Source organism: Sulfurovum xiamenensis, assembly GCF_030347995.1.
In the GTDB taxonomy this organism is placed as follows: Bacteria; Campylobacterota; Campylobacteria; order Campylobacterales; family Sulfurovaceae; genus Sulfurovum; species Sulfurovum xiamenensis.
Genome location: NZ_JAQIBC010000004.1, coordinates 92595 through 113527, shown reverse-complemented (window position 1 = coordinate 113527; position 20933 = coordinate 92595). Strand labels below are relative to the sequence as shown.

At 40.2% G+C, this 20933-nt stretch carries 23 protein-coding genes and 5 tRNA genes; 11 read left to right on the top strand and 17 right to left on the bottom strand.

Annotation, left to right across the window (positions count from 1 at the left end; translation table 11 throughout):
• The first annotated feature begins 603 nt into the window (after positions 1–603).
• From PF327_RS07875 to PF327_RS07860, 4 genes are all read left to right on the top strand, one after another.
• On the top strand, positions 604–969 hold the full coding sequence (locus tag PF327_RS07875) for a toxin-antitoxin system YwqK family antitoxin (RefSeq protein WP_289402047.1): 366 nt from the start codon (positions 604–606) through the stop codon (positions 967–969).
• A 9-nt stretch (positions 970–978) separates the two neighbouring features.
• The gene (locus PF327_RS07870; RefSeq protein WP_289402046.1) at positions 979–1650 is read left to right on the top strand and encodes a M48 family metallopeptidase; all 672 of its coding nucleotides are present in this window, start codon (positions 979–981) and stop codon (positions 1648–1650) included.
• 52 nt (positions 1651–1702) lie between these two features.
• On the top strand, positions 1703–1936 hold the full coding sequence (locus PF327_RS07865; RefSeq protein ID WP_289402045.1) for a hypothetical protein: 234 nt from the start codon (positions 1703–1705) through the stop codon (positions 1934–1936).
• Between the two features lie 82 nt (positions 1937–2018).
• On the top strand, positions 2019–2483 hold the full coding sequence (locus tag PF327_RS07860) for a globin domain-containing protein (RefSeq protein WP_289402044.1): 465 nt from the start codon (positions 2019–2021) through the stop codon (positions 2481–2483).
• Here PF327_RS07860 and PF327_RS07855 read toward each other — a convergent pair.
• The 6 genes from PF327_RS07855 to PF327_RS07830 all read right to left on the bottom strand — a co-directional run bounded on the left by PF327_RS07855 (position 2480) and on the right by PF327_RS07830 (position 4448).
• Positions 2480–3406, bottom strand: a complete 927-nt coding sequence (locus PF327_RS07855; protein ID WP_289402043.1) for a bifunctional methionine sulfoxide reductase B/A protein — start codon at positions 3404–3406, stop codon at positions 2480–2482. The two genes, PF327_RS07860 and PF327_RS07855, sit on opposite strands and share 4 nt — an antisense overlap.
• Positions 3407–3461: 55 nt before the next feature.
• Positions 3462–3845 (bottom strand): DoxX family protein, encoded by a 384-nt coding sequence (locus tag PF327_RS07850; RefSeq protein WP_289402042.1) that lies wholly within the window; start codon positions 3843–3845, stop codon positions 3462–3464.
• Between the two features lie 173 nt (positions 3846–4018).
• Positions 4019–4106 (bottom strand) — tRNA-Ser (locus tag PF327_RS07845).
• A gap of 53 nt (positions 4107–4159) precedes the next feature.
• A tRNA-Cys gene (locus PF327_RS07840) sits at positions 4160–4235 on the bottom strand.
• Positions 4236–4248: 13 nt separating this feature from the next.
• Positions 4249–4335: transfer RNA gene (locus PF327_RS07835), tRNA-Leu, on the bottom strand.
• Positions 4336–4373: 38 nt separating this feature from the next.
• A tRNA-Gly gene (locus tag PF327_RS07830) sits at positions 4374–4448 on the bottom strand.
• Positions 4449–4619: 171 nt separating this feature from the next.
• On the opposite strand from PF327_RS07830, the gene ilvD reads away from it, so the two are divergent.
• Entirely contained in the window at positions 4620–6308 is a 1689-nt protein-coding gene (ilvD, locus tag PF327_RS07825; RefSeq protein WP_289402040.1) for a dihydroxy-acid dehydratase, read from the top strand.
• An 86-nt stretch (positions 6309–6394) separates the two neighbouring features.
• Here the strand turns inward: ilvD and PF327_RS07820 are convergent, their stop codons facing one another.
• The 4 genes from PF327_RS07820 to PF327_RS07805 form a co-directional block, all read right to left on the bottom strand.
• Positions 6395–6607, bottom strand: coding sequence for a hypothetical protein (locus PF327_RS07820; RefSeq protein WP_289402039.1), 213 nt, complete (start codon positions 6605–6607; stop codon positions 6395–6397).
• Positions 6608–6757: 150 nt separating this feature from the next.
• Complete coding sequence (locus tag PF327_RS07815) at positions 6758–7711, bottom strand: C40 family peptidase (RefSeq protein ID WP_289402038.1); 954 nt, start codon at positions 7709–7711, stop codon at positions 6758–6760.
• 155 nt (positions 7712–7866) lie between these two features.
• Entirely contained in the window at positions 7867–9561 is a 1695-nt protein-coding gene (locus tag PF327_RS07810) for a GMC family oxidoreductase (protein WP_289402037.1), read from the bottom strand.
• Positions 9558–10058 carry a gluconate 2-dehydrogenase subunit 3 family protein gene (locus PF327_RS07805; protein ID WP_289402036.1) on the bottom strand — a complete coding sequence of 167 codons (501 nt, stop codon included), beginning with the start codon at positions 10056–10058 and terminating at the stop codon, positions 9558–9560. Before PF327_RS07805 ends, PF327_RS07810 begins: the two co-directional genes overlap by 4 nt.
• A 129-nt stretch (positions 10059–10187) precedes the next feature.
• Between PF327_RS07805 and PF327_RS07800 the strand changes: the two genes are divergently transcribed.
• From PF327_RS07800 to PF327_RS07780, 5 genes are all read left to right on the top strand, one after another.
• Positions 10188–10379, top strand: coding sequence for a hypothetical protein (locus PF327_RS07800; RefSeq protein ID WP_289402035.1), 192 nt, complete (start codon positions 10188–10190; stop codon positions 10377–10379).
• Between the two features lie 109 nt (positions 10380–10488).
• The gene (locus tag PF327_RS07795; RefSeq protein ID WP_289402034.1) at positions 10489–10677 is read left to right on the top strand and encodes a hypothetical protein; all 189 of its coding nucleotides are present in this window, start codon (positions 10489–10491) and stop codon (positions 10675–10677) included.
• A gap of 134 nt (positions 10678–10811) precedes the next feature.
• Positions 10812–11249: an HvfX family Cu-binding RiPP maturation protein gene (locus PF327_RS07790; protein WP_289402033.1), complete on the top strand. Its 438-nt coding sequence runs from the start codon at positions 10812–10814 to the stop codon at positions 11247–11249.
• Between the two features lie 464 nt (positions 11250–11713).
• Entirely contained in the window at positions 11714–12208 is a 495-nt protein-coding gene (locus tag PF327_RS07785) for a hypothetical protein (RefSeq protein WP_289402032.1), read from the top strand.
• Positions 12208–12948: a ferredoxin-thioredoxin reductase catalytic domain-containing protein gene (locus PF327_RS07780; RefSeq protein ID WP_289402031.1), complete on the top strand. Its 741-nt coding sequence runs from the start codon at positions 12208–12210 to the stop codon at positions 12946–12948. The genes PF327_RS07785 and PF327_RS07780 overlap by 1 nt, the downstream gene beginning before the upstream one ends.
• A 256-nt stretch (positions 12949–13204) precedes the next feature.
• Here the strand turns inward: PF327_RS07780 and rplT are convergent, their stop codons facing one another.
• Together rplT and rpmI are read right to left on the bottom strand one after the other, a co-directional pair.
• Entirely contained in the window at positions 13205–13561 is a 357-nt protein-coding gene (gene rplT, locus PF327_RS07775; protein WP_008244940.1) for a 50S ribosomal protein L20, read from the bottom strand.
• Positions 13562–13681: 120 nt separating this feature from the next.
• Entirely contained in the window at positions 13682–13873 is a 192-nt protein-coding gene (gene rpmI, locus PF327_RS07770) for a 50S ribosomal protein L35 (RefSeq protein WP_008244941.1), read from the bottom strand.
• 162 nt (positions 13874–14035) lie between these two features.
• Here rpmI and PF327_RS07765 point away from each other — a divergent pair, with 162 nt between their 5' ends.
• Entirely contained in the window at positions 14036–16966 is a 2931-nt protein-coding gene (locus PF327_RS07765) for a MutS-related protein (protein ID WP_289402030.1), read from the top strand.
• Between the two features lie 106 nt (positions 16967–17072).
• On the opposite strand, the gene infC is transcribed toward PF327_RS07765, so the two are convergent.
• From infC to PF327_RS07740, 5 genes are all read right to left on the bottom strand, one after another.
• The gene (infC, locus tag PF327_RS07760; RefSeq protein WP_289402029.1) at positions 17073–17621 is read right to left on the bottom strand and encodes a translation initiation factor IF-3; all 549 of its coding nucleotides are present in this window, start codon (positions 17619–17621) and stop codon (positions 17073–17075) included.
• The gene (thrS, locus tag PF327_RS07755) at positions 17618–19432 is read right to left on the bottom strand and encodes a threonine--tRNA ligase (protein ID WP_289402028.1); all 1815 of its coding nucleotides are present in this window, start codon (positions 19430–19432) and stop codon (positions 17618–17620) included. The genes infC and thrS overlap by 4 nt, the downstream gene beginning before the upstream one ends.
• Before the next feature lie 121 nt (positions 19433–19553).
• Positions 19554–19982 carry a hypothetical protein gene (locus PF327_RS07750; protein ID WP_289402027.1) on the bottom strand — a complete coding sequence of 143 codons (429 nt, stop codon included), beginning with the start codon at positions 19980–19982 and terminating at the stop codon, positions 19554–19556.
• 147 nt (positions 19983–20129) lie between these two features.
• Positions 20130–20205, bottom strand: a tRNA-Val gene (locus tag PF327_RS07745).
• 67 nt (positions 20206–20272) lie between these two features.
• Positions 20273–20908 (bottom strand): tetratricopeptide repeat protein, encoded by a 636-nt coding sequence (locus PF327_RS07740; protein WP_289402026.1) that lies wholly within the window; start codon positions 20906–20908, stop codon positions 20273–20275.
• Positions 20909–20933 lie beyond the last annotated feature (25 nt).

Below are 20933 nucleotides of genomic sequence, written 5' to 3'. Positions count from 1 at the left end.
TCTGACCCTGCCTCACAACAGGTGTAGTATTTTAACAATATAAACAGTTTAATACTACTTAAGTTTTTATTATAAATATAAAATAAATAATATAATATTTACTGTTAAATTTTATGGTGTTACTTTTTTTGTCAGTGCATTGTATTTTTAACAAACAATCTTGCTCTCGTGAATGCTAAATCAATCATTCATTTTACTTAATTTTATTAAGAGAAGTTTTATTGGCTACTGTGCCTAAAATGTGCCCAAAAATAACTAATTTTGAAGAATTTTGAATTTTGATAAAGTTGTGAAAGCCCAAGTACGTGGTTATTTGTAGTTTTTTGTTATTTTATTTGTAATTTCCCTTCCTCTCTGCCATAACCCATTTAAACCCCTAAAATACGACTTTGAAAATAAAAAAGTACAAATAATCTTCAGAAACCCTTTCCCTCACACAAAATACTCTTTGGCTAAAAAGCAAAAAAAGGCAATTTATAGTATACTCATAGCACTACATTTTATATATCAAGGTTTTCCATGAAAAAGTTATCTTTCTTTCTTACTATTTTTTCACTTCTTCTCTTAAATGGCTGTCAGGGACCTAGCCTTTCAGGGGGAAAAGTGAAAAAAGAATACTATACGGGTGGTCAGATACGCTCTGAATTTATTATGGATGATGACACGGGTCAAAATGGTATCCGTAAAGAGTATGGATATGATGGTAATGTACTTGCCGTTGTACATATACGTAGTGGTGTACCACATGGCCTTGCAACAGGGTATGATACAAAAGGTCGTGTACTTTCGAAAGTCAACTATATCAATGGGAAAAAAGACGGTTTGTATGAAGCCTACTATCCAAATGGTGACGTAATGGTATCGTACACCTATGTGAATGGTGTAAAAGAGGGGCCGGCCCAAACGTATAATAAAGACGGTTCTATAAATAGAAGGGTAATCTATCGTCAAGATAAAATCGTTAATTGATCTTATAATATGAGTCTTTTACCGCAATATACACATATCATTAACCCTAAACTGAAACATATTTATCTTAGCTTTGATAACGAGGGGAACCTCGTGATCAAATCGCCTAAAGTCACACAACAAAAAATAGAACAACTCCTGCTCAAAAAATCCTCCTGGATCAACAATGCTAGAGAGAAGATACAGCAGAAGAAAGGGAAACCCTTAGACTTTTCCAGTGACTTAGAGGTTTATTTCATGGGGGAAGTCTATCCTCTGACACTGGTACGATATAACAAGAAAAGAGCACATCTTGATTTTGATGGCGAAGCATTCAGACTTTTCTACCATACCTATGATGAAAAACTTTTCCAAACACACCTCGATAGATTTTACAAAACAGAGGCACAGAAACATATTATTCCTCATGTAGAATTCTGGGCGAAAAAAATGTGCCTTTCCCCCGCAGATATACGATTTCGAAAAACCAAACGGCAATGGGGAAGCTGCAGCGGGAAAAACATCTTAAGTTTTAACACGATGATGATGAAACTTCCACATGATGTGATACAATACATCATCGTGCATGAACTGGCACATATCAAGCACAAACATCATCAAAAAACTTTTTGGCAACTGGTAGAACACTATGTGCCTGATTATAGAGCACAGGTCACTGAACTCAAAAACTATATGACATAAGGAGTCTATTATCGATTTATTTTATCTTCTTGCTTTTATGCTGATCATCCTTTTGGGGTCCGTATTTGTTTATATCTTTTATCTTAAAGAAAAAAAAGAACAGCTGGATGCCATCAAACGTGGTTTTTGTCCAAAATGTCATCATAAAAGCATTGAACTTACCGACCAAAGATCAGGTGGATGTTCAGGACCAAAACTACTCTCATTTGAATGTTTGGAGTGTGGATATACCAACAGCTTTGCCGTAGAGAACAGTGATAGTTGCGGCACAGGAGGGTGTCATTGATCTTCACATGCTTGACACCTAAGTCTTTTCATGTTATAACACCGTACAAAAACACTCATTTCAGATAGTACAAAGGCATTTTATGAATTTTAGTAGCTCCTCTTTAGATTTCTCTATACTCCCTTACCAAGAGGGCGTGAATCCACCGGTCACCAAACCTAATCCAGGATTTTTAACAGACATAGGAGAAGAAGGTATGCGTGCCTTGCTCGATAGATTTTATATGGGTCTATTTGAAAGCCCGATCAAAGATATCTTCCCAAGCGACAGAGAAGAGATGAAAAAAGCCGCACAGCACTCGGCAGACTTTTTCATACAGATCTGTGGAGGACCCGCTTACTTTAATCAAAACCGTGGCGCACCACAAATGAGAGGGAGACATGCGCCTTTCCCTATCACCCCTACAGCAAGACTGCATTGGCTTGTTACTTTTGAAGAGGCACTGAAACCCATCATAGAGCAAAAACTAAGTTCTGAAGAGAATATACAAAGCTTCTGGAATTACATCAACGTTTTTTCACAATGGATGATCAATACGCGAGACTAAAACCGCTTAACTCTTCTATGACAATAAGGTTTTGAACCTTTGCGTTGATAGTAATCCTGATGGTATGCCTCAGCACGGTAAAAAGGTGCTTTAGGCAGTACCTTTGTAGCTATTTTTAACCCTTTCCCCTCCAAAATACCGATCAACCTCTCGATTGTTTTACGTTCTTCTGTGTTACTAACAAAGACAGCCGAAAGATACTGACTTCCAATGTCAGGCCCCTGCCCATCCACCTGTGTAGGGTCATGGATCTCAAAAAAAGTTTTTGCCAGGGTTTCATAGGAAACTTTGGAAGGTTCATAGACCACCTCAACGGTTTCTAGGTGACCTGTATCTTTACGTACGACATCATAGTAGCCCGGGTCTTTCATATGCCCTCCCATGAAACCAGAGGTCACCTCTTTTACTCCATCGATTTTTTCAAGATAATACTCCACACCCCAAAAGCATCCGCCGGCAAAATAAGCTTTTTTAAATGCAGGGGTCTGTGCTTTCTTTTTTTGGAAATTGAGAGAAACAGAATTGACACAGTGACGCACATTTTTGTCCGTAAAGCCCTCACCTTTAAATACATGTCCCAAATGTGCGCCGCAATTGGCACAAACGATCTCTATACGTCGACCGTCTGCATCGGGGACTTCCTTTATCGCACCGGGTATCGCATCATCAAAACTTGGCCATCCGCAGTGGGAATCAAATTTGTCATCGGACCTGTAGAGCGGTACCCCGCATACTTTACAGGTATAGGTGCCATCCTCTTTGGTATAAACATATTGTCCGGAAAAAGCACGTTCCGTACCTTTATCGATGATCACATGTTTTTCAAAGGGGGTTAACGTATTTAGTTTGGTGCTCCATGGCTTTAACTCTTCTGCAACCAGCCATGTTACCAGCACATATAAGATCAACACTGTTTTTTGCATACTCTGCCTTTTGCGTTTTTGGTACTATAGAAAAACAGTGTGTAATTTGAATGTACTAGTCTCTCATCACCGCATATTTTCCAGAGCCTAAAAGGACGATAGCCAATGCACTACATAGATAGAACATCGGTAACTCCAATGCCCAGGATCCATGAGATCCGAGTTTGAAAAACACATCCATTTTCGTCAAATAGACAGCTGCTGCCATATTGAATACGATCACCCCTGCCCAAATCCTGCTTTTCCATCCCAGAATCAAAAAAAGCGGGGCAAGTATCTCTCCCACATAGACACCATACGCTAACATTTCAGGCAACCCCTGGGACTTCACTACACCCTTTATAAACGTGATACCATGTAATGCTTTATCAATACCGTGAAAAAGCATCAACCCTCCTACCATTAAACGTAATATGAGTTTTCCTATATTCTCTGACATACTAAGATCCTTGTGCATAAAAAGTATATGATTATAGCAGGTATTTGAAGATTTTATTGATTTTACCAAAGTGAATGATGTGATCAGAGAGAAATTACTCTAGAGATTTACTAATAGGAATATTTCTAAAAAGTATTTTGAATTGATATTGACTAGTGATTATAAAAAGTGGATGGCCGGGAGAGGGGGATTCGAACCCCCGGAGGTGTTACCCTCACCGGTTTTCAAGACCGGCACATTCGACCACTCTGACATCTCCCGACAATTTGAAGCAAAGAATATTACCTAAAGATAGATAAATTCTAGTTGATATGTGGAGGAACCAGCCGGACTCGAACCGGCGAATAGCAGCTTTGCAGGCTGCGGCCTTACCAACTTGGCGATGGTTCCATCAATATATGGGTGGTACCCGGAGCCGGACTTGAACCGGCACGGTCACAATGACCGGGGGATTTTAAGTCCCCTGTGTCTACCATTCCACCACCCGGGCATCATTGGTACCATTCATATATTGAAAATTGTTTTTCATGGAGCGGGCGAACGGGTTCGAGCCGTCGACCCCAACCTTGGCAAGGTTTTGCTCTACCACTGAGCTACGCCCGCATCTCCATACCGCTTCTAAGCATTTACTTAAAATTGGAGTGCGATTATAGCCAAAAAAGTTTTTAATGTAAAGAGAAAAACATTACTTATGCGATAAAAAGTCTATTTGCCCTCTTTTTTTTTGAGAATCATCTGCTATAATCCGTTAAAATACATATAAAAGGCTTTCTCATGAGAAGTGATGAAATAAAAGAGGGGTTTAGTAGAGCTCCACATAGAAGTCTACTGCGTGCAACCGGTGTAAAAGATGAAGATTTTAAAAAACCGTTCATCGGTGTGGCAAATTCATTTATAGAGATCATTCCTGGGCACTTTTTCCTGAATAAAGTCGCTGAAGTGATCAAAGAAGAGATTCGTGCCAACGGCTGTGTCCCTTTTGAATTCAATACCATCGGTGTTGATGACGGTATTGCTATGGGGCATGATGGTATGCTTTACTCTCTTCCAAGCCGTGAGATCATCGCAAACTCTGTAGAGACGGTGATGAATGCACATAAACTTGATGCAATGATCGCTATTCCTAACTGTGACAAGATCGTTCCGGGGATGATCATGGGTGCTTTACGTGTGAATGTTCCTACTGTATTTGTCTCCGGGGGTCCTATGGAAAAAGGATACACCAAAGATGGTACGCCTATTGACCTTGCAACAGCATTTGAAGCGGTGGGTAAACATGAAACAGGTGAGATCACAGATGAAGAGCTTCACGATATCGAGTGTAATGCTTGTCCAAGCGGTGGGTCTTGTTCAGGAATGTTTACTGCAAACTCTATGAATACGCTGATGGAAGCCATGGGTATCGCTCTTCCAGGTAACGGAACCATACTTGCGCTTACGCCTGAGAGAACAGAGCTTTACAGAAAAGCTGCCAGACGTATCTGTGAGATAGCAAAAGCTGAAGAAAACGAACGTGAAAAATACCGTATGAGAAATATTTTAAATGAAAATGCTGTACGTAATGCTTTTGCTGTAGATATGGCCATGGGTGGAAGTTCAAATACGGTACTCCATATGCTGGCTATCGCAAAAGAAGCGGAAATAGACTTCAATCTTGAAGATATCAATGCCATCTCTAAACGTGTTTCTCACATTGCGAAGATCTCTCCATCACTCTCGACAGTACACATGGAAGACATTAACAAAGCAGGTGGGGTTAATGCCGTCATGCATGAAATGATGAAACGTGGTGATAACATCCTCATAGACAATCTATCAATCACAGGGGAAACACTGTATGAAAAAGTGAAAGATGCAGAGATATTGGATACAAATATTATCCACACGATTGACAACCCCTATTCTGAAGTGGGTGGACTGGCTATCCTTTACGGTAACCTTGCAGAACAGGGTGCCGTCATCAAAACCGCGGGTATCACTGGAGACAGAGTCTTCACCGGTACTGCCGTATGCTTTAACTCACAGGATGAAGCGATCGAGGGTATTCTCGGTGGTAAAGTAAAAGCCGGTAATGTTGTGGTTATCAGATATGAAGGTCCTCGCGGTGGTCCTGGTATGCAAGAGATGCTCAGTCCTACAAGCCTTATCATGGGTATGGGTCTAGGAGACAAAGTTGCATTGATCACGGATGGTAGATTCTCTGGAGCAACCAGAGGTGCAAGTATAGGTCACGTCAGTCCTGAAGCGGCAGAAGGTGGTCTTATAGGGTTACTTGAAGATGGTGATGAGATCCATATCGATGTGGACAATTACATCTTGGAAGCAAAGCTTACATTCGAAGAGATCGCAGAAAGAAGAGATAATTTCAAACCTTTGGTCAAGCCATTGAAAAGTAAATGGTTAAGACAATATAGAGCCCTGGTAACCAATGCCAGTTCCGGAGCCGTGTTAGAAGCTGAATAGTACCGCATCCTCACCTTTATATCCTGTCAAGGATTTTCTTTGACAGGCCTCTTCCTCAATTCACAAAAAAGCATCCTATACACTGTTTAATGTATCAAGTGAAGTCTTGATATCAGTTTTCCCATCAGTGTCGACTTTAAAGGCAATACTACAATATCATTTAGACTATTCTTCTTTACTATAGTATGGTTTGGCATGACACTAGCATCCTTTTCAAGCACTTCACCACAGCTTGCGCATTGTTTCCATAGACCATTCCACGAAACATTGGTATTGTTGCATTTTCTACATGCATCCATGATGCTTCCTTTACACTTTTTTATTCAGACAACAGTACCCAGCACATGTATCTTATACTGATCCACCAGGTTCCTATTTTTATAGATAGATTTTATTCACTCGAAGGGTTATGAGGAGTACATACCCCTCATCAAGAAGAGGACGAACTATTAAGATGGTCGTCTTGCACCTTTGTATCTGTTGCTATAAAACTTTTTATCAAGACTTGTGATCACAACTTTTTTCTTCGCAGATGAAGCATGAATGAACTTATTATCTCCAAGATAAATTCCTACATGATTCACATACCCTCTACGTTTTTTAGACGTATCAAAGAAGATCAGGTCTCCTTTTTGCAACTCACTTCTTTTCACGAATTTCCCAAACTTTGACTGCCTGATCGAAGTACGCGGGATATCAATACCGATATTTTTATAAACAAACTTTGTAAAACTCGAACAGTCATAGGTATTTTTATTACCGCTTGCTCCCCATACATATTTTTTTCCCAACTTTGTTTTTGCCAGGGACGTGATTCTCTGACATTTATCATCGTCTTTGTCTTTCTTGTTTGTAAAAATATCAGTGAAGGAAAATGTTTTCGGGGTTTCTTTCTTTTCTTTCTCTAAACTGATCGTATCGAGGCGAGAAAGTGATGCCACCAACTTTTTATCTGAAGTTGGTTGCTTTACTTTCACCACTTTATACGTCTTTTGAGTTTGGGGGATATGCAGAACCTTTCCAATTTTAAGTATTTGACTTTTTCTAAGTGCATTGGCTTTTCTTATTTTTGTCACAGAGGTATGATGTTTAAGGGCTATGGAAGAGAGAGTATCTCCTTTTTTTGTCACATATTTCACCGGTTTTTCAGATGTTTTTGTATAAAGGACTTTACCATTTGTTGGTACATTCAAGACCTTGCCTATCCTCAGGACAGCACCCTTTTTAAGTCCATTTGTCTTTCTTACTTTTGCGATGGTTGTATGATGTTTATGTGCGATAGAAGAGAGGGTATCCCCTTTTTTAATAGTATATTTAACCATTTGTTTCGCTGTGTGGGTAGAGGCTGTAGCTGTCATCGTGGTGAGAGATAAGGCAAATAGTAACGCATAAAGTCTGTACAATGGATTCTCCTACATCATAAAATTATAAGTAAAAATGATAAAAATTGATACTTATGAAATATTTGATAGATTGTAGCTATATATGATTAATAAAAAATAAACGTGCTTTTAAATCAAGCTTAACCTGTTATCCCTTTCGTACTCAGAAAAGAGATCTATACTTGATATGATGCTCGCTTTTTCAATACGTCCACAATGTGATCGGCTACCCTGAATGCATTGGCATAAATGGTCCAAGTATACGCTACAGAACCCCCTGTGGGCATAAAACTGGCATCGGCTACATAAAGGTTCTTCACATCATGAGATCGGCAATATTTGTTCAGTACGGATGTCTTGGGATCATTGCCAAAACGGCACCCTCCGGCAACCAGGTTCTGCGGGGGTGTCGATGAGATAGCAGAGTATATATTCTTGGCGCCCATCTCTTCAAGTATCTTTTCACACTTCTTTGCAATATAATTTCCCACCTTCAAATCTTGCGGATGTCCTTCCATACGCAATTTACCTACAGGCATACCAAACTTGTCTTTATGTACAGGATCTAATGAGACAAAACAGTTGTCGTTCGGAAGCCAGTCATTAAAGACTTCAAAACGTATACTTTTTTGCTCTGTAAAGCGGGAAACTACACGTTCACCCAACTCTTTACCCCACACAAGCTTACCGTCTTTATAGTTATCTTTCCGAGCACGGCTGATGATGTTTTGATGTTCAAACATAAACTCAACAGACCCTCCTTTAAATTTACCGTCCCACCAATGGTCTATAAAATACCAATCCAGGATAGAGCGATTAACAAAAAGCCCTGTTGTCATCAAATCTTCAAATTTTATCTCTTTCAAAGAATCCTTATGGAGTTCTCCCTGACCGGAACCTCCTCCGGAGAAAATGAGATTCTTTCCTACTTCTCCACTACTGTTTCCCAATCCCTTAGGATGATGTGCATTGGCTGAATTGAGCAAAAGTCTTGCACTCTCATGTGCCTGTGCAGCCACAACAAAGATCTTTCCTTGAATCTTTTTCTCTTTACCTGTAACCGTGTCAACGACTACCGCATGATCTACCTCATCTTTTGTATCTGTATGCAGATACTTCACATAAGTATTGCTCATCAAGGTCAGGTTCCCCGTGGCTAAAGCGGGTTTTAAGAGTGCCTCTCTTGAACTTCCCTTAGCACCGGAGCTGCACCCATAGCTTCCGCAGCGGTTTGAGTAATAACAGGCATCACGTCCGGGTTTATCTTTTGAGAGTACCGCTCTTGGTGTGACAAGCGGTGTAATGTCAAGTGCTTGACAACTTTTGTCAAAGAGTTTTACGACTGCATTTTCTTTGGTCGGAGGCTGTGTAAAATCTGCTGTACTCCGGGGTGGCTCAAAGGGATGTTTCTCGACTTTACCGGAAATGCCTACCAACTCTTCTGTGAGCGTATAATAGGGTTCCAACTCTTCATAGGAGATGGGCCAATCCACCACATTGGCCCCTTCTATCTCTCCATATTTACTCTTCAGTCTAAAATCATCAGGATGCATACGGTGCAGCATACCGGACATCAGATTGGAAGATCCTCCCACAATGTTCCCGTTCCAAAAACTCCAACCCGATTCATACGTAGGTGTCGTTACCCATTCACCATCTACTTTTTCTTCTATGGTATGATACTCATCAAACAGATTGGGCGTGACCAGATCTCTTCTACAGTAAGCCAACTCATCTTTAGAGAACTCTTCACGTTTGATGAGCCGGCCTTTCTCTAGCACGGCTACTTTGTATCCTGCTTGACATAAAGTATAGGCCACAGCACCCCCACTGGCTCCTGAGCCTACGATGACAACATCATACATACTCATAACGCTATATACCTTGATGTAGGTCTAGGGAGACCACTATACGAGGAGATCGCTTCCCACCCTGCTTCTTTAATGTTCGAGCCATAGATAGGATCGCTAAAGAGTCCCTCCATGGTCAGTGTCATGATATGGGACAGCCAATTACGTCCATAGCGCGTCTCCTCATACGCACGCAGGGCCCTTTCTTTCTCCTGAGCTGTCATAGACAGGAAGCTTCCTTTTTCGCGTTTCTCCAGTTCTTTTGCTCCCTCAATGACAAATGCTTTGATATCTCTATCAAAACTCTCATGCATCATGGTTTCAAACAAGAATTGTATGGTATTCATGGATTTTGCCGAGGGGAGCTTGCTTCCTTCAGGGAATAGATGATCCTGTACTGCCAAGAGAGTCGGTGCTACCTTTTTAAATGTTTTCTCAAACTCACTGACCCCTTTTGCCTGTATATAGGGAGAGAGTCCCAGAACGGAGCCAAATATGAGAAATTTTCTTCTTTTCATTACGCTGTCTTTACATTGATTTTTTTATTATAGCCACCCATTTGTGCACTTCGGGTGCAACAGACTACACATACCTTACACAAGTTCTATATTATACTGCAACTGTCAAAAAAATATAAGGAGATACCGATGAAAAATTTCATTGTTAGTGCATTCATAGGTTTGTCAATGCTTGCTTTTACCGGCTGTACAAAGAATGACAGTGCGGAAGCAGAGGCTAAATGTTCAGCAAGTACTAAATGTGAAGGAGCAACAAAATGTTCTGGTGACAAATCAAAAGCTGTGACAACAAAATGTGATGCCAGTAAGAAATGTGGTTAATAAAAATGACCACTCTCTGTTTGGATTGAGTGATTCTAAGAGTTAGAGATACATTACAGAATACACTTATGTTTCACTCCATGACACCATTATTGTAAAGGATAGGACGATGATAAAATTACTCTTTGGGACACTCATAAGCTTGTCCCTGCTCTTTTTTACAGGATGTGAAAAGAAAGAAGAGACAAACACTGCATCTATGACAAAGTGTGAAGCCGGGAAATGTGATAGTGCTATGCAAAAATCGGAAGTACCTGCACAAAAGTTTAATGCAGATACGAAAGATGGTGACCACTAATCTCTTCTTCCTGTTCTCTGGAAAAGAGGACAGGCTTCTTTTTCTTTAACAGAATAATACACACACCTTACACATCTTTCATACTATACTTGTAACTGTAACAACAAACATAATTGTATATAAAGGAGTTACACATGCTAAAAGGTATCTATCCTCTCACCATAAATATATTAAGTAAGGGAAAAGACATTGCCTTACTTTTGGCCAGACTTACTATAGCCTATGGTTTTTACAATCCAGCGATGCAAAAGTGGTCAGACATGTCTAGTGTTGCCAGTTGGTTTGGTACCCTGGGTATACCCTTCCCTACGTTGAATGCCTATCTGGCGGCCAGTACAGAACTGTTGGGTGTTGTGTTATTAACATTGGGGCTTTTTACAAGACTTATCTCACTTCCTCTTATTGTAGTGATGGTTGTTGCCATTCTTACTGTACATTTAGGCCATGGCTTTTCTGCAGGAGACAATGGATTTGAAATTCCTTTATATTACATGCTGTTTTTGGCCATATTCGCTTCATTTGGAGCCGGAAAATTTAGCTTAGACCATCTTCTGTTTGGTGAAGAGCAATAACACAAAGGAAAAACGATGAAAAAATTACTGATACTACTTGGAGCAATGGCACTCACACTTACACTGGCAACTGCAGAGGGGAAATGTGGTAAATGTGACAGCAGTNTGATACTACTTGGAGCAATGGCACTCACACTTACACTGGCAACTGCAGAGGGGAAATGTGGTAAATGTGACAGCAGTAAAAAAACTGAAACAAAATGTGACAGTGGAAAATGTGATAGCGGCAAAAAAACTGAAACAAAATGTGACAGTGGAAAATGTGATAGCGGCAAAAAATCCGGGGACAAGTGTGAAAATGATAAAAAAGCACCAGTCAAAGGTAAATGCGGCAAAGGTAAATGTGGGGAATAATCTACACATAATACCTCTTTTTCAAGTCTCCTCTACCTCAGGGTATAGGGGATTTACCTTTCTTGTATAAATCTTTGTATAATGTATCTATCAATTCAAGAAGGATACTAATGCGACATCTGCTTATCAGTCTCATACTACTACTCTTCTTTTCTGGCTGTGAAGACAAAGAACAGCAAGCTAGAGAGCAAGCCGCACGTGATGCAAAAATAGCACAACAAGCTAGAGCAGAACTGCTTGCAGAACTACAGGCAAAAAAAGACTTCTCCGATAATAATGCATCCAAACTTCATAAAATGGGTATCCATATGGAAGAGGGAACCATCACCATAGATACCAATAAGACTAAAGATTTTTTTCGGGCATTGAATCAAAAAATGGGTGAACAAATGAAAAAACTCTCTGATGATATGAAAAAAGGCATGGTTGAAACAAAAGAAGCCGGCATTGAGATCAATGAACAACACATCCATATTGACCTCAATAAAACACATGATATGCTGATAAACTGGGGCAAACAGATACAGGTTTTTGTAGAAGAGTTTGATGAAATGGCAAAAACATTAGAGACAAACAATACCAATACGACAATGAAAGGAATATAATGCAACCGATAGATATGAACTCAGATGAATTTCAAGCTGAATTGGAGAAGACATGGACCTTTGTAGAGAAGGTAAACAACCAGTTCGGTTTTGTTCAAAACCCCAATGAAGAGGTCAACGAAGGTGTGGCAATGGGGCTTGCACGCAATAAACTCATCTATGGTAAGCGGTTTTGTCCTTGCTTTATGGTGATAGGAGAGACCAAAGAGGAACAAAAATCAGCAGACAACCGTATCTGCCCATGTACTCCTGCTCTGGAAAAAGAGATCCCTGAAGATGGTACCTGTCACTGTGGGATATTCTGTACCCCGGAATACGCTCAAGCACAAGCACAACACGATGCCATAGAAGAGGTCGTACATCAACACTCAGGTGGCTTAACAAAAGAGCAAGCAGAAACGCTTCTGAAAGAAGAACAACTTGACGGAGATGAACTTGAAGCACTTATAGAAGCAAAAAACCTGGGTATGATCGATTTTACCCTTGTGGATACAAGAGAATACATGGAGTACCAAATGGAACATATCGTAGGAACGGACAAACTTGTACCCACCTCACAATTCTATGCCAAAGTAGAAGAAGAACTCGCAGGCCTCAAAAAAGAACCTATCATCGTTTACTGCCACTCAGGAAGCAGAAGCTATCAGGTACAACACGCTATGAAAGGCCTGGGTTTCGAACATGTATGTAATCTACGTCCAGGGATCATCGGATTCTCAGGAAAAACACAAAGAGGTTAGCCCAAAAGCTTTTCCAGAGGAATTATTTCCTCCCTCTTCTGAAAAGAGGAAGCCCTTACTCCTCAAAAAAATCATAACCATAACACTATCATTTAGCCAACGACAGTCCTTTGCATTTTTTTTGGTTCGTTTTTCTATTTGTTGCATCAACAAATAAAACAAGGAATATAAAGAAATACAAAATGATGATAATTTAGGGAAATATTAAAAAAGGGGATGAGGGGCCAAAGCCCCTCAAGAAATAGTCAAGTAAGACTTATTTAGCAAGCGCAGCTTTAGAAGCTTCCGCTACTTTTGTAAAACTTTCAGGAGCATTCATTGCCATATCAGCAAGAATTTTTCTGTCAAGTTCGATATTTGCAAGTTTAAGACCATGCATGAATGTTGAATAGTTCATTCCATTTAATCTTGTAGCTGCATTGATACGAACGATCCAGAGTCTTCTGAAATCTCTCTTTTTTTGTCTTCTATCTCTGTAAGCATATACTAATGAACGCTCGAGTTGTTCTTTTGCTTTTCTGAAGTGTTTTCTTCTACCGCTGTAGAACCCTCTAGCTTGTTTTAATAGTCTTTTATGACGTCTGTGTCTTACAACACCAGTTTTTACTCTCATGGTTTTTCCTTTACCTTAGACTTGTACTGTAACTTTTTAAAAGCCAGTTTTAGTAGGTGTCAAACATTCTCTCTGTTTGAACTTGCCCCTAATCGGGGGAATGTCTCTGTCAAAGAATGATTAGTTAATCATCTCTTTAATGTTTTTTGCATCAGCAGGGTCAACGTGCTTAGGACTTCTCATACTTCTGTGATGTTTACCATCAACTTTAGAAAGGATGTGACTTCTGTACGCCGTACCTCTTTTGATCTTGCCGCTTTTTTTCACTTTAAAACGCTTTACAGCGCCTTTAACACTTTTCATTTTTGGCATATGCTTACTCCCGTATGGATTTTTTCGACCAAACGTACATTTAGTAGAAAATGGGACGGTATTATACCCAAACTATCTAAAATATTTATAAATCCGTTCACTACCGATATCTCTAACCCTATTTGTGATAGAATCTATCTATTAAAAATGAGGGCAGGCGTAGTGGATAGAGTGACCGAAATACTTTCTCAAAAAAAGAAACTTTTAACAGAAGTTTATTTTGATCTGCAACTGCATTTTGAAGAAAAATACGGGAAAGATGCCCTTGTCCTAATGGAGATAGGTACTTTTTTCGAAGTCTATGAAGTCAACAATGATGAGATGAAAGTAGGTAAGGCCAAAGAGATCGCCGAACTCCTCAACATACAGCTCACACGCAAAAGCAAAGCTGTGTTGGAAAACTCAGTTTCAAACCCTCTTCTTGCGGGTGTCCCTGCTGTCTCATTGGACCGTTATCTCTCCCGACTCATCTCTACCAAAAAATATACCATCATCGTCGTCAAACAGAAAGGCGAGATGCCGAATATCAAACGCTATGTCTCCAACATCATCTCTCCGGGTACAAACTTTGAGTACCTGAGTGAACCCTCTGAGAACAACATCGTCTCTCTGCTCATCGATGAAAACAGCGGTATCTTCTCTGTAGGCTATGCTGCTATAGATGTGAGTACGGGTAAAACCATCTGTAACGAGATACACTCCACCCGAGATGACAAAACCTATGCTTTGGATGAAGCGTTCAACCTTTTGCAAACCTATACAACTTCAGAGGTGATCATTACACTGGACAGCAAAGAGATAGACAAAGAGTGGATCATTCACTATTTGGAGCTCGAGTCTCTGCACTACTCTCTCAATACAAAACGTTTTAAAATACAATTTCAAAATGAACTCTTTACCCGAGTCTTCAACATCAACTCTTTCCTTTCGAGCATTGAATATCTAGACCTTGAAAGGCACCCATATACCACGGAGTCTTTGGCAGTACTGATCGACTTTATCATCGAACATGATGAGAGTATCATAGAGAAGATGAATAAGCCCCAGTTCCTGGGGAATAATCGTTATATGTATATAGGCAACAATGCCATGGAACAGCTTTCAGTGATCTCTCGTGATCCTTCTGACATCACGTTGCTTGACCTGATCGACAAAACGTCCACCGCTTTTGGTAAACGACTTCTCAAAGAGCGATTGCTCAACCCTATCTGCGATAAAGAATTACTTGAAAAACGCTATGATCTTACAGAACTGCTACTGCCGAGCATCAATCGTTTTGAGACACACTTAAAGCAGATCTATGACCTTGAGCGTATTACACGGCGAATTAAACTGCGTAAATTGCATCCCGTAGAACTCACCTACATTGCTATGTCCTTGGACGCCATCCTGAAACTGCTTGATGATGCTCAAAACAATGGGCTTGAGATAGAGGGTAACCTCTATGATGAGACACAAGAGATGCGGAAAGTATTAAATGACACGTTTGAACTGGATATCTGTGCACGCTTCCGTATAGAACAGATCAATGACAACCTGTTTAAAGATGGTGTGTATCCTGCGATTGACAGCATTGTCAAAAGTCAACAAAAAGAAGTCAACAAAATGGAAGATGTAGCCGCACATGTTGAATCACTCTTTGACCAAGACAAACTATTCTCAGGTACTGCCAAATATACAACGGTCAATTATCTTGAAAGCGAAGGGTATTTTCTCAACCTTACAAAAAACCGTTTTACCCTGATAGAAAAGTCTCTCAAAGAGTCCTTTGTGACCATTGACAACGAGCATCACTTTTTTAAAGACTTTCACTATAAATATTTAAAAAATGCCGTCAAAGTACAAGCACCGCTTTTTGAAGAGATCACAAGAAACTATGAAGCCTCTCAGGTCAAACTTGTGTCCCTTGTCAAACAGCGCTATATAGAGAGTCTTGATCTACTTGAAAACAGGTTCTCTTTACTGCTTGACAAGCTGATAGTCTTCATCGCTGACATCGATGTTGCGATCTCCAATGCAAAATGCAGCAAAACGATGAACCTCTCCCGTCCGATCATAGAAGAGGGTAATTTCTATGAGGCCACAGCACTGCGCCATCCTATTATCGAGTCCAATGATGAAAGAGGGATCTATGTGCCCAATGATGTGTTTTTAGGCCAAAACAATGGTACCACACACAATCACATTACCCTCAATGCCAGTAACGGAGAGGATGTACTAGGCACGCTTCTGTATGGTATTAACTCTTCAGGAAAATCCTCATTGATGAAAAGTATAGGGATCTCAGTGGTACTGGCACAGGCCGGTTTTTTTGTACCTGCGGTGGAACTTCGTTTTGGTCTCTATGACAAACTCTTTACACGCATCGTTTCACAAGACAATCTTTACAAAGGGTTGTCAACCTTTGCCGTGGAGATGATGGAGCTCAAAAACATCTTTAACCGTGCGAATGAGCGCTCTTTGATCTTGGGGGATGAGATAAGCCAAGGGACGGAAACAGAATCTGCGCTTGCGATCGTTTCAAGTGCTATACTCAAACTTATTTCATTGAGATCGACCTTTATCTTTGCTACACACTTGCATCAGTTAGGAAATATACCTCAGCTTCAAAATATGAAACAGCTTATCTTCCTGCATTTGGGGATCAAGTATGATGAGAGTAATGATACCCTTATCTATAACCGTGTACTGCAGTTAGGTATGGGGGATAGTCTTTACGGACTGGAATTTGCCAAATCGCTCCATATGGACAGTGAATTTCTCAACATGGCACAGACCATACGAGAAAACCTGAACAATAGTGGAAGCGACATTAAAAAACTGCGTAAACAAAAAAGCAGTAAATACAATAAAGACCTTTACCTCAGTAAGTGTGCCTTATGTGAAGAGAGTGTAGAAGATGTCCATCATATCGCTGAACAGAAGCATGCAAATGAAGAAGGACAGATAGACCACTTCCATAAAAACCACAAATACAATCTCATCCCTCTATGTAAATATCATCATAATCTGGTACATGAAGGGAAGATCAATATCTCTGGATTTATCATGACAAGTGAAGGGTTAAAACTGCATTATGAAATCAAGAGCTAAAGCTCAGTGCATGTGAGGAATTAAATTCCGAATCGTACAAAGATTAACGCAAACCAAAATAGGTTTAGCGTATTTTAGGTTTTGAGAGATTGTAATAAATCTATTGTTACTTTTTAAGTGGGGTTACATACATATTGATATAACGTCCCTCTTGTGTAGGTTTACTCTCCAGGTTTCCGATATCTTCAAGCATAGGCCAGACACGGTTAAGAACATCTACCCCCCATTCAGGGTTTGCCATCTCACGTCCTCTAAGGAACACACGAAGTTTTACATGCTTTCCTTTTTCCAGGAACTCTCTGGCATGTTTCACTTTATAGGCGATGTCATTTTCAGCGATTTTACAAGAGAACTTGACCTCTTTGACATCTATCGTCTTTTGCTTCTTTTTTGCTTCTTTTTTCTTTTTCTCAAGTTCGTATTTATGTTTGCCGTAATCCATAATTTTAGCAACAGGAGGTTTAGCATCAGGAGACATAAGAACAAGATCTAAACCTTTCTCTTCTGCTATTTGCAGTGCTTCAGACTTAGAAATGATACCAAGTTGTTCGCCATCATCACTTAGTACTCTAAGTTCATTGACCCTAATAGCATCATTCATGATGACATCATCAGCTTTTTTTCTACCTCTGTTTCTATCGTGTTGTTTACTCAAATTTTACCTTCTTGAAGTTGTTGTGTTAATTTTACCATAAATTCTTCTTGCGTAAGATTATACTGTTCTTTGGCTCTTCTGTCACGAATTGCGACCGTTTTATTTGCCACTTCTTCATCACCAATGATCACTACGTACGGCACACGCTGCTTTTCTGCGTTACGTACACGTTTGTTAAGAGAATCATTTTTGTCATAGACTTCAGCATCCATTCCCTCTTGCACCAATCTTTTCTTAAGTGCATAGGCATAATCTGCATGTGTATCAGCGATAGGAACAAAAATGACCTGTACCGGAGCCAGGAAGAAAGGGAACTCCCCGGCATAGTGCTCCGTAAGGATACCAATGAAACGTTCAAATGATCCCAAGATCGCTCTGTGTATCATCACCGGTTTCTTACGGGTGTTGTCATCTCCAACGTACTCAACCTCAAAACGTTCAGGGAGATTGAAATCTACCTGTATCGTACCACACTGCCATTTACGTCCAATCGCATCCGTGATCTTAATGTCTATCTTAGGGCCATAAAATGCACCCCCACCTTCATCGATGGTAAATGGTAGATTATTGCCATTCAGTGCATCTTTGAGACCCTGTGTTGCCAATTCCCATACATCATCATCACCGATCGCTTTTTCCGGCTTGGTTGCGACTTCCATCGTATACTCAAATCCAAAGAGTTTCATCACTGAATCCACAAACTCTACGACGTCAAGGACCTCAGCAGCGATCTGGTTTGGTTCACAGAAGATATGTGCATCATCCTGCGTAAATTCACGTACACGTAGAAGCCCGTGTAGAACACCCGACTTTTCATGACGATGCACTACACCATACTCATAATAACGTAACGGAAGATCACGATAACTTTTTGGTGTCTGTTTAAAGACTTGGATATGCCCTAAACAGTTCATCGGCTTGATCCCATACTCCTGTTCATCGATCGTCGTAAGGTACATATTTTCACCGTAACATGCATAATGCCCGGAAATTCTCCACATATCCGCCTTAAGGATCTCTGGTCCTCTTACAGGTTCATAACCGCGTGTAAGGTGTGCTTTGTGCAGGATACTCTCTAACTTATAACGGAGTTTTGCACCTTTTGGCATCCAGAACGGAAGCCCTGGACCTGCTGCGTCATTGAACATAAAGAGTTCCATCTCATGACCTATCTTTCTATGGTCACGCTTTTTAGCCTCTTCAAGCATCTCCAGGTGTGCTTTCAGTGTCTCTTTGTCTGCAAAAGCCACACCGTAGATACGTGTCAGCATCTCTGCATTTTCATCACCGCCAAGGTATGCCCCTGCCACACGTGTCAGTTTGAAGTTATGCAAGAAACGGAGTGCCGGTACGTGAGGTCCACGACAGAGGTCTTCAAAATCACCCTGCTTATAGATAGAGAGCGTATCATCTTCGATACGAGACATGACCTTTTGTTTCAGATCATCATCAGCAAACTTTTCCATCGCTTCGGCTTTGCTCATTTCGTACTTTTCGATCTTGTACTTCTTCTTGATGAGCTCTTTCATCTTCTTTTCGATCGCTTTAAGATCATTCTCACCTATCTGCTGATCGACTCTGAAGTCATAGTAGAAACCTTCATCTACCACAGGACCGACAAAGAACTGTGAGTTAGGATAAAGTTCTGTGATAGCCTGGGCCATAAGGTGCGCTGTAGAGTGACGTACTATCTCTAAAGAAGCTTCGGAATTGTCATACTCTATAGGTGTTGCTGTACAGTTTTCTCCTGCACTCTGTGTATCAATAATATTGCCTTGGTCATCTATATAACCGATAAGATTTTCACTCAAATTAACCCTTTGTGTTATCGCCGCCTACTATGCAGCGTTAAAAATGTGGCTATTATAGCCAAAAGTTGGATAGAAAGAAATTAATGGAAGAAAGAGGCGGATTTTTCGCACAGGCACATCCTTAATCATTCAATATTTTTATCAGCCCCATTGGTGCATAGGCAGCCATAGGACCGCCTGCTACCCATTTTTTCATTGCAAGTTTTCCCCGTAACGCATAATTACTGCCATCATCTGTGTCTCTTATGTCATCACAGTATTTCAATAATTCTTGTGCTTGCTCCATGTCATTGTCTGTAAAGTTTTTTAATAGATAGTGTGTACGTATTTTGAGTATATCTTTTTCGTTGAGTTGATAAGTTTGTGCGATATAATCCATCACTCCCATAAAGTAGCCAAAGATCATTGCATGTTTGTTCTTGTCATCAAGCAAAAAGGGATTATTCATCTTGGGCATAGCAAGAGAGGCCTCAGTAAAGGCACTTAACTCTTCATATATTTTTTCATAAGGTACTGTATCTTTCGTTTTGAGAAAGTCAAATAGTCCCAAAATAACCCCTGTAAATCAATTTGATATAGAAACTATAGCATAAAAACGTCACATTATATCAAATAATATTGTGTAATACAAAATAAATATCAAGATGTGAAGTTAAGAAAAGTTTTGGAGGATAATCAATGGTATAAAAAAAGTAAGTGGTGATCACGATTGGACTTGAACCAACGACTTCTTCCATGTCAAGGAAGTACTCTACCAACTGAGTTACGCGATCATTGAACAAAACAGAGATGTTTTGCAGGTTGAAAGTATAGCCAACAGATACTTAAAAATGAGGCGACTTAGTCCTCACAGACCCAGGCGCTCTCCGAACAGAGTCTATCTAGATACTCACTTGCTTCGCTTTTCCCTGCAATCAACGCTTTTTTAAAGTTGTCATAGGCTTTCATTTTATCATGCGTGATACCCTCTCCCCATGCATAGAGTACAGCTACATTGACCTGTGCAGCATTGTCACCCATACTCGCTGCTTTTTGAAACAGTTCAAACGCCTTTTGCTGATCCTGCTTCACCCCTTTGCCTTCCATATACAAGGCAGCAAGATTGTTATAGGCCTGTACAATACCTGATTCTACGGCTTTCTCATACCAGTATCGTGCTTTTTCATATCCATGAGCATCTGTCTCTCCGGCACTATGATAGAGTTGTGCCAAATTGTACTGTGCAGGTCCATTGCCCTGTTTTGCCGCTTTTTCATACCATTTTTTAGCTTTGTCAAGGTCTTTCTGGACACCTTTTCCATTCGCATAGATAATCCCGACATTGTACTGTGCTTTTGCATCATCTTTTTTAGCCAAGGCATAAAAGGTATTCAGAGCTTTGATGTAACCGCCATTGTTATAGTCTTCTACCGCCTGATTGAAATCATTGGCAAAAAGAGTGACTGTAGCGATGATAAACATAGATAAAAATTTCATAACTTCCTCTTTAAACTAACAGATT

Coding starts and splice junctions, on each gene's coding strand:
- PF327_RS07870 (WP_289402046.1), top strand. CDS start 979: ATGAGTCTTTTACCGCAATATACACATATCATTAACCCTAAACTGAAA.
- PF327_RS07860 (WP_289402044.1), top strand. CDS start 2,019: ATGAATTTTAGTAGCTCCTCTTTAGATTTCTCTATACTCCCTTACCAA.
- PF327_RS07855 (WP_289402043.1), bottom strand. CDS start 3,406: ATGCAAAAAACAGTGTTGATCTTATATGTGCTGGTAACATGGCTGGTT.
- PF327_RS07850 (WP_289402042.1), bottom strand. CDS start 3,845: ATGTCAGAGAATATAGGAAAACTCATATTACGTTTAATGGTAGGAGGG.
- ilvD (WP_289402040.1), top strand. CDS start 4,620: ATGAGAAGTGATGAAATAAAAGAGGGGTTTAGTAGAGCTCCACATAGA.
- PF327_RS07820 (WP_289402039.1), bottom strand. CDS start 6,607: ATGGATGCATGTAGAAAATGCAACAATACCAATGTTTCGTGGAATGGT.
- PF327_RS07810 (WP_289402037.1), bottom strand. CDS start 9,561: ATGAGTATGTATGATGTTGTCATCGTAGGCTCAGGAGCCAGTGGGGGT.
- PF327_RS07805 (WP_289402036.1), bottom strand. CDS start 10,058: ATGAAAAGAAGAAAATTTCTCATATTTGGCTCCGTTCTGGGACTCTCT.
- PF327_RS07800 (WP_289402035.1), top strand. CDS start 10,188: ATGAAAAATTTCATTGTTAGTGCATTCATAGGTTTGTCAATGCTTGCT.
- PF327_RS07795 (WP_289402034.1), top strand. CDS start 10,489: ATGATAAAATTACTCTTTGGGACACTCATAAGCTTGTCCCTGCTCTTT.
- PF327_RS07790 (WP_289402033.1), top strand. CDS start 10,812: ATGCTAAAAGGTATCTATCCTCTCACCATAAATATATTAAGTAAGGGA.
- PF327_RS07785 (WP_289402032.1), top strand. CDS start 11,714: ATGCGACATCTGCTTATCAGTCTCATACTACTACTCTTCTTTTCTGGC.
- PF327_RS07780 (WP_289402031.1), top strand. CDS start 12,208: ATGCAACCGATAGATATGAACTCAGATGAATTTCAAGCTGAATTGGAG.
- rplT (WP_008244940.1), bottom strand. CDS start 13,561: ATGAGAGTAAAAACTGGTGTTGTAAGACACAGACGTCATAAAAGACTA.
- rpmI (WP_008244941.1), bottom strand. CDS start 13,873: ATGCCAAAAATGAAAAGTGTTAAAGGCGCTGTAAAGCGTTTTAAAGTG.
- PF327_RS07740 (WP_289402026.1), bottom strand. CDS start 20,908: ATGAAATTTTTATCTATGTTTATCATCGCTACAGTCACTCTTTTTGCC.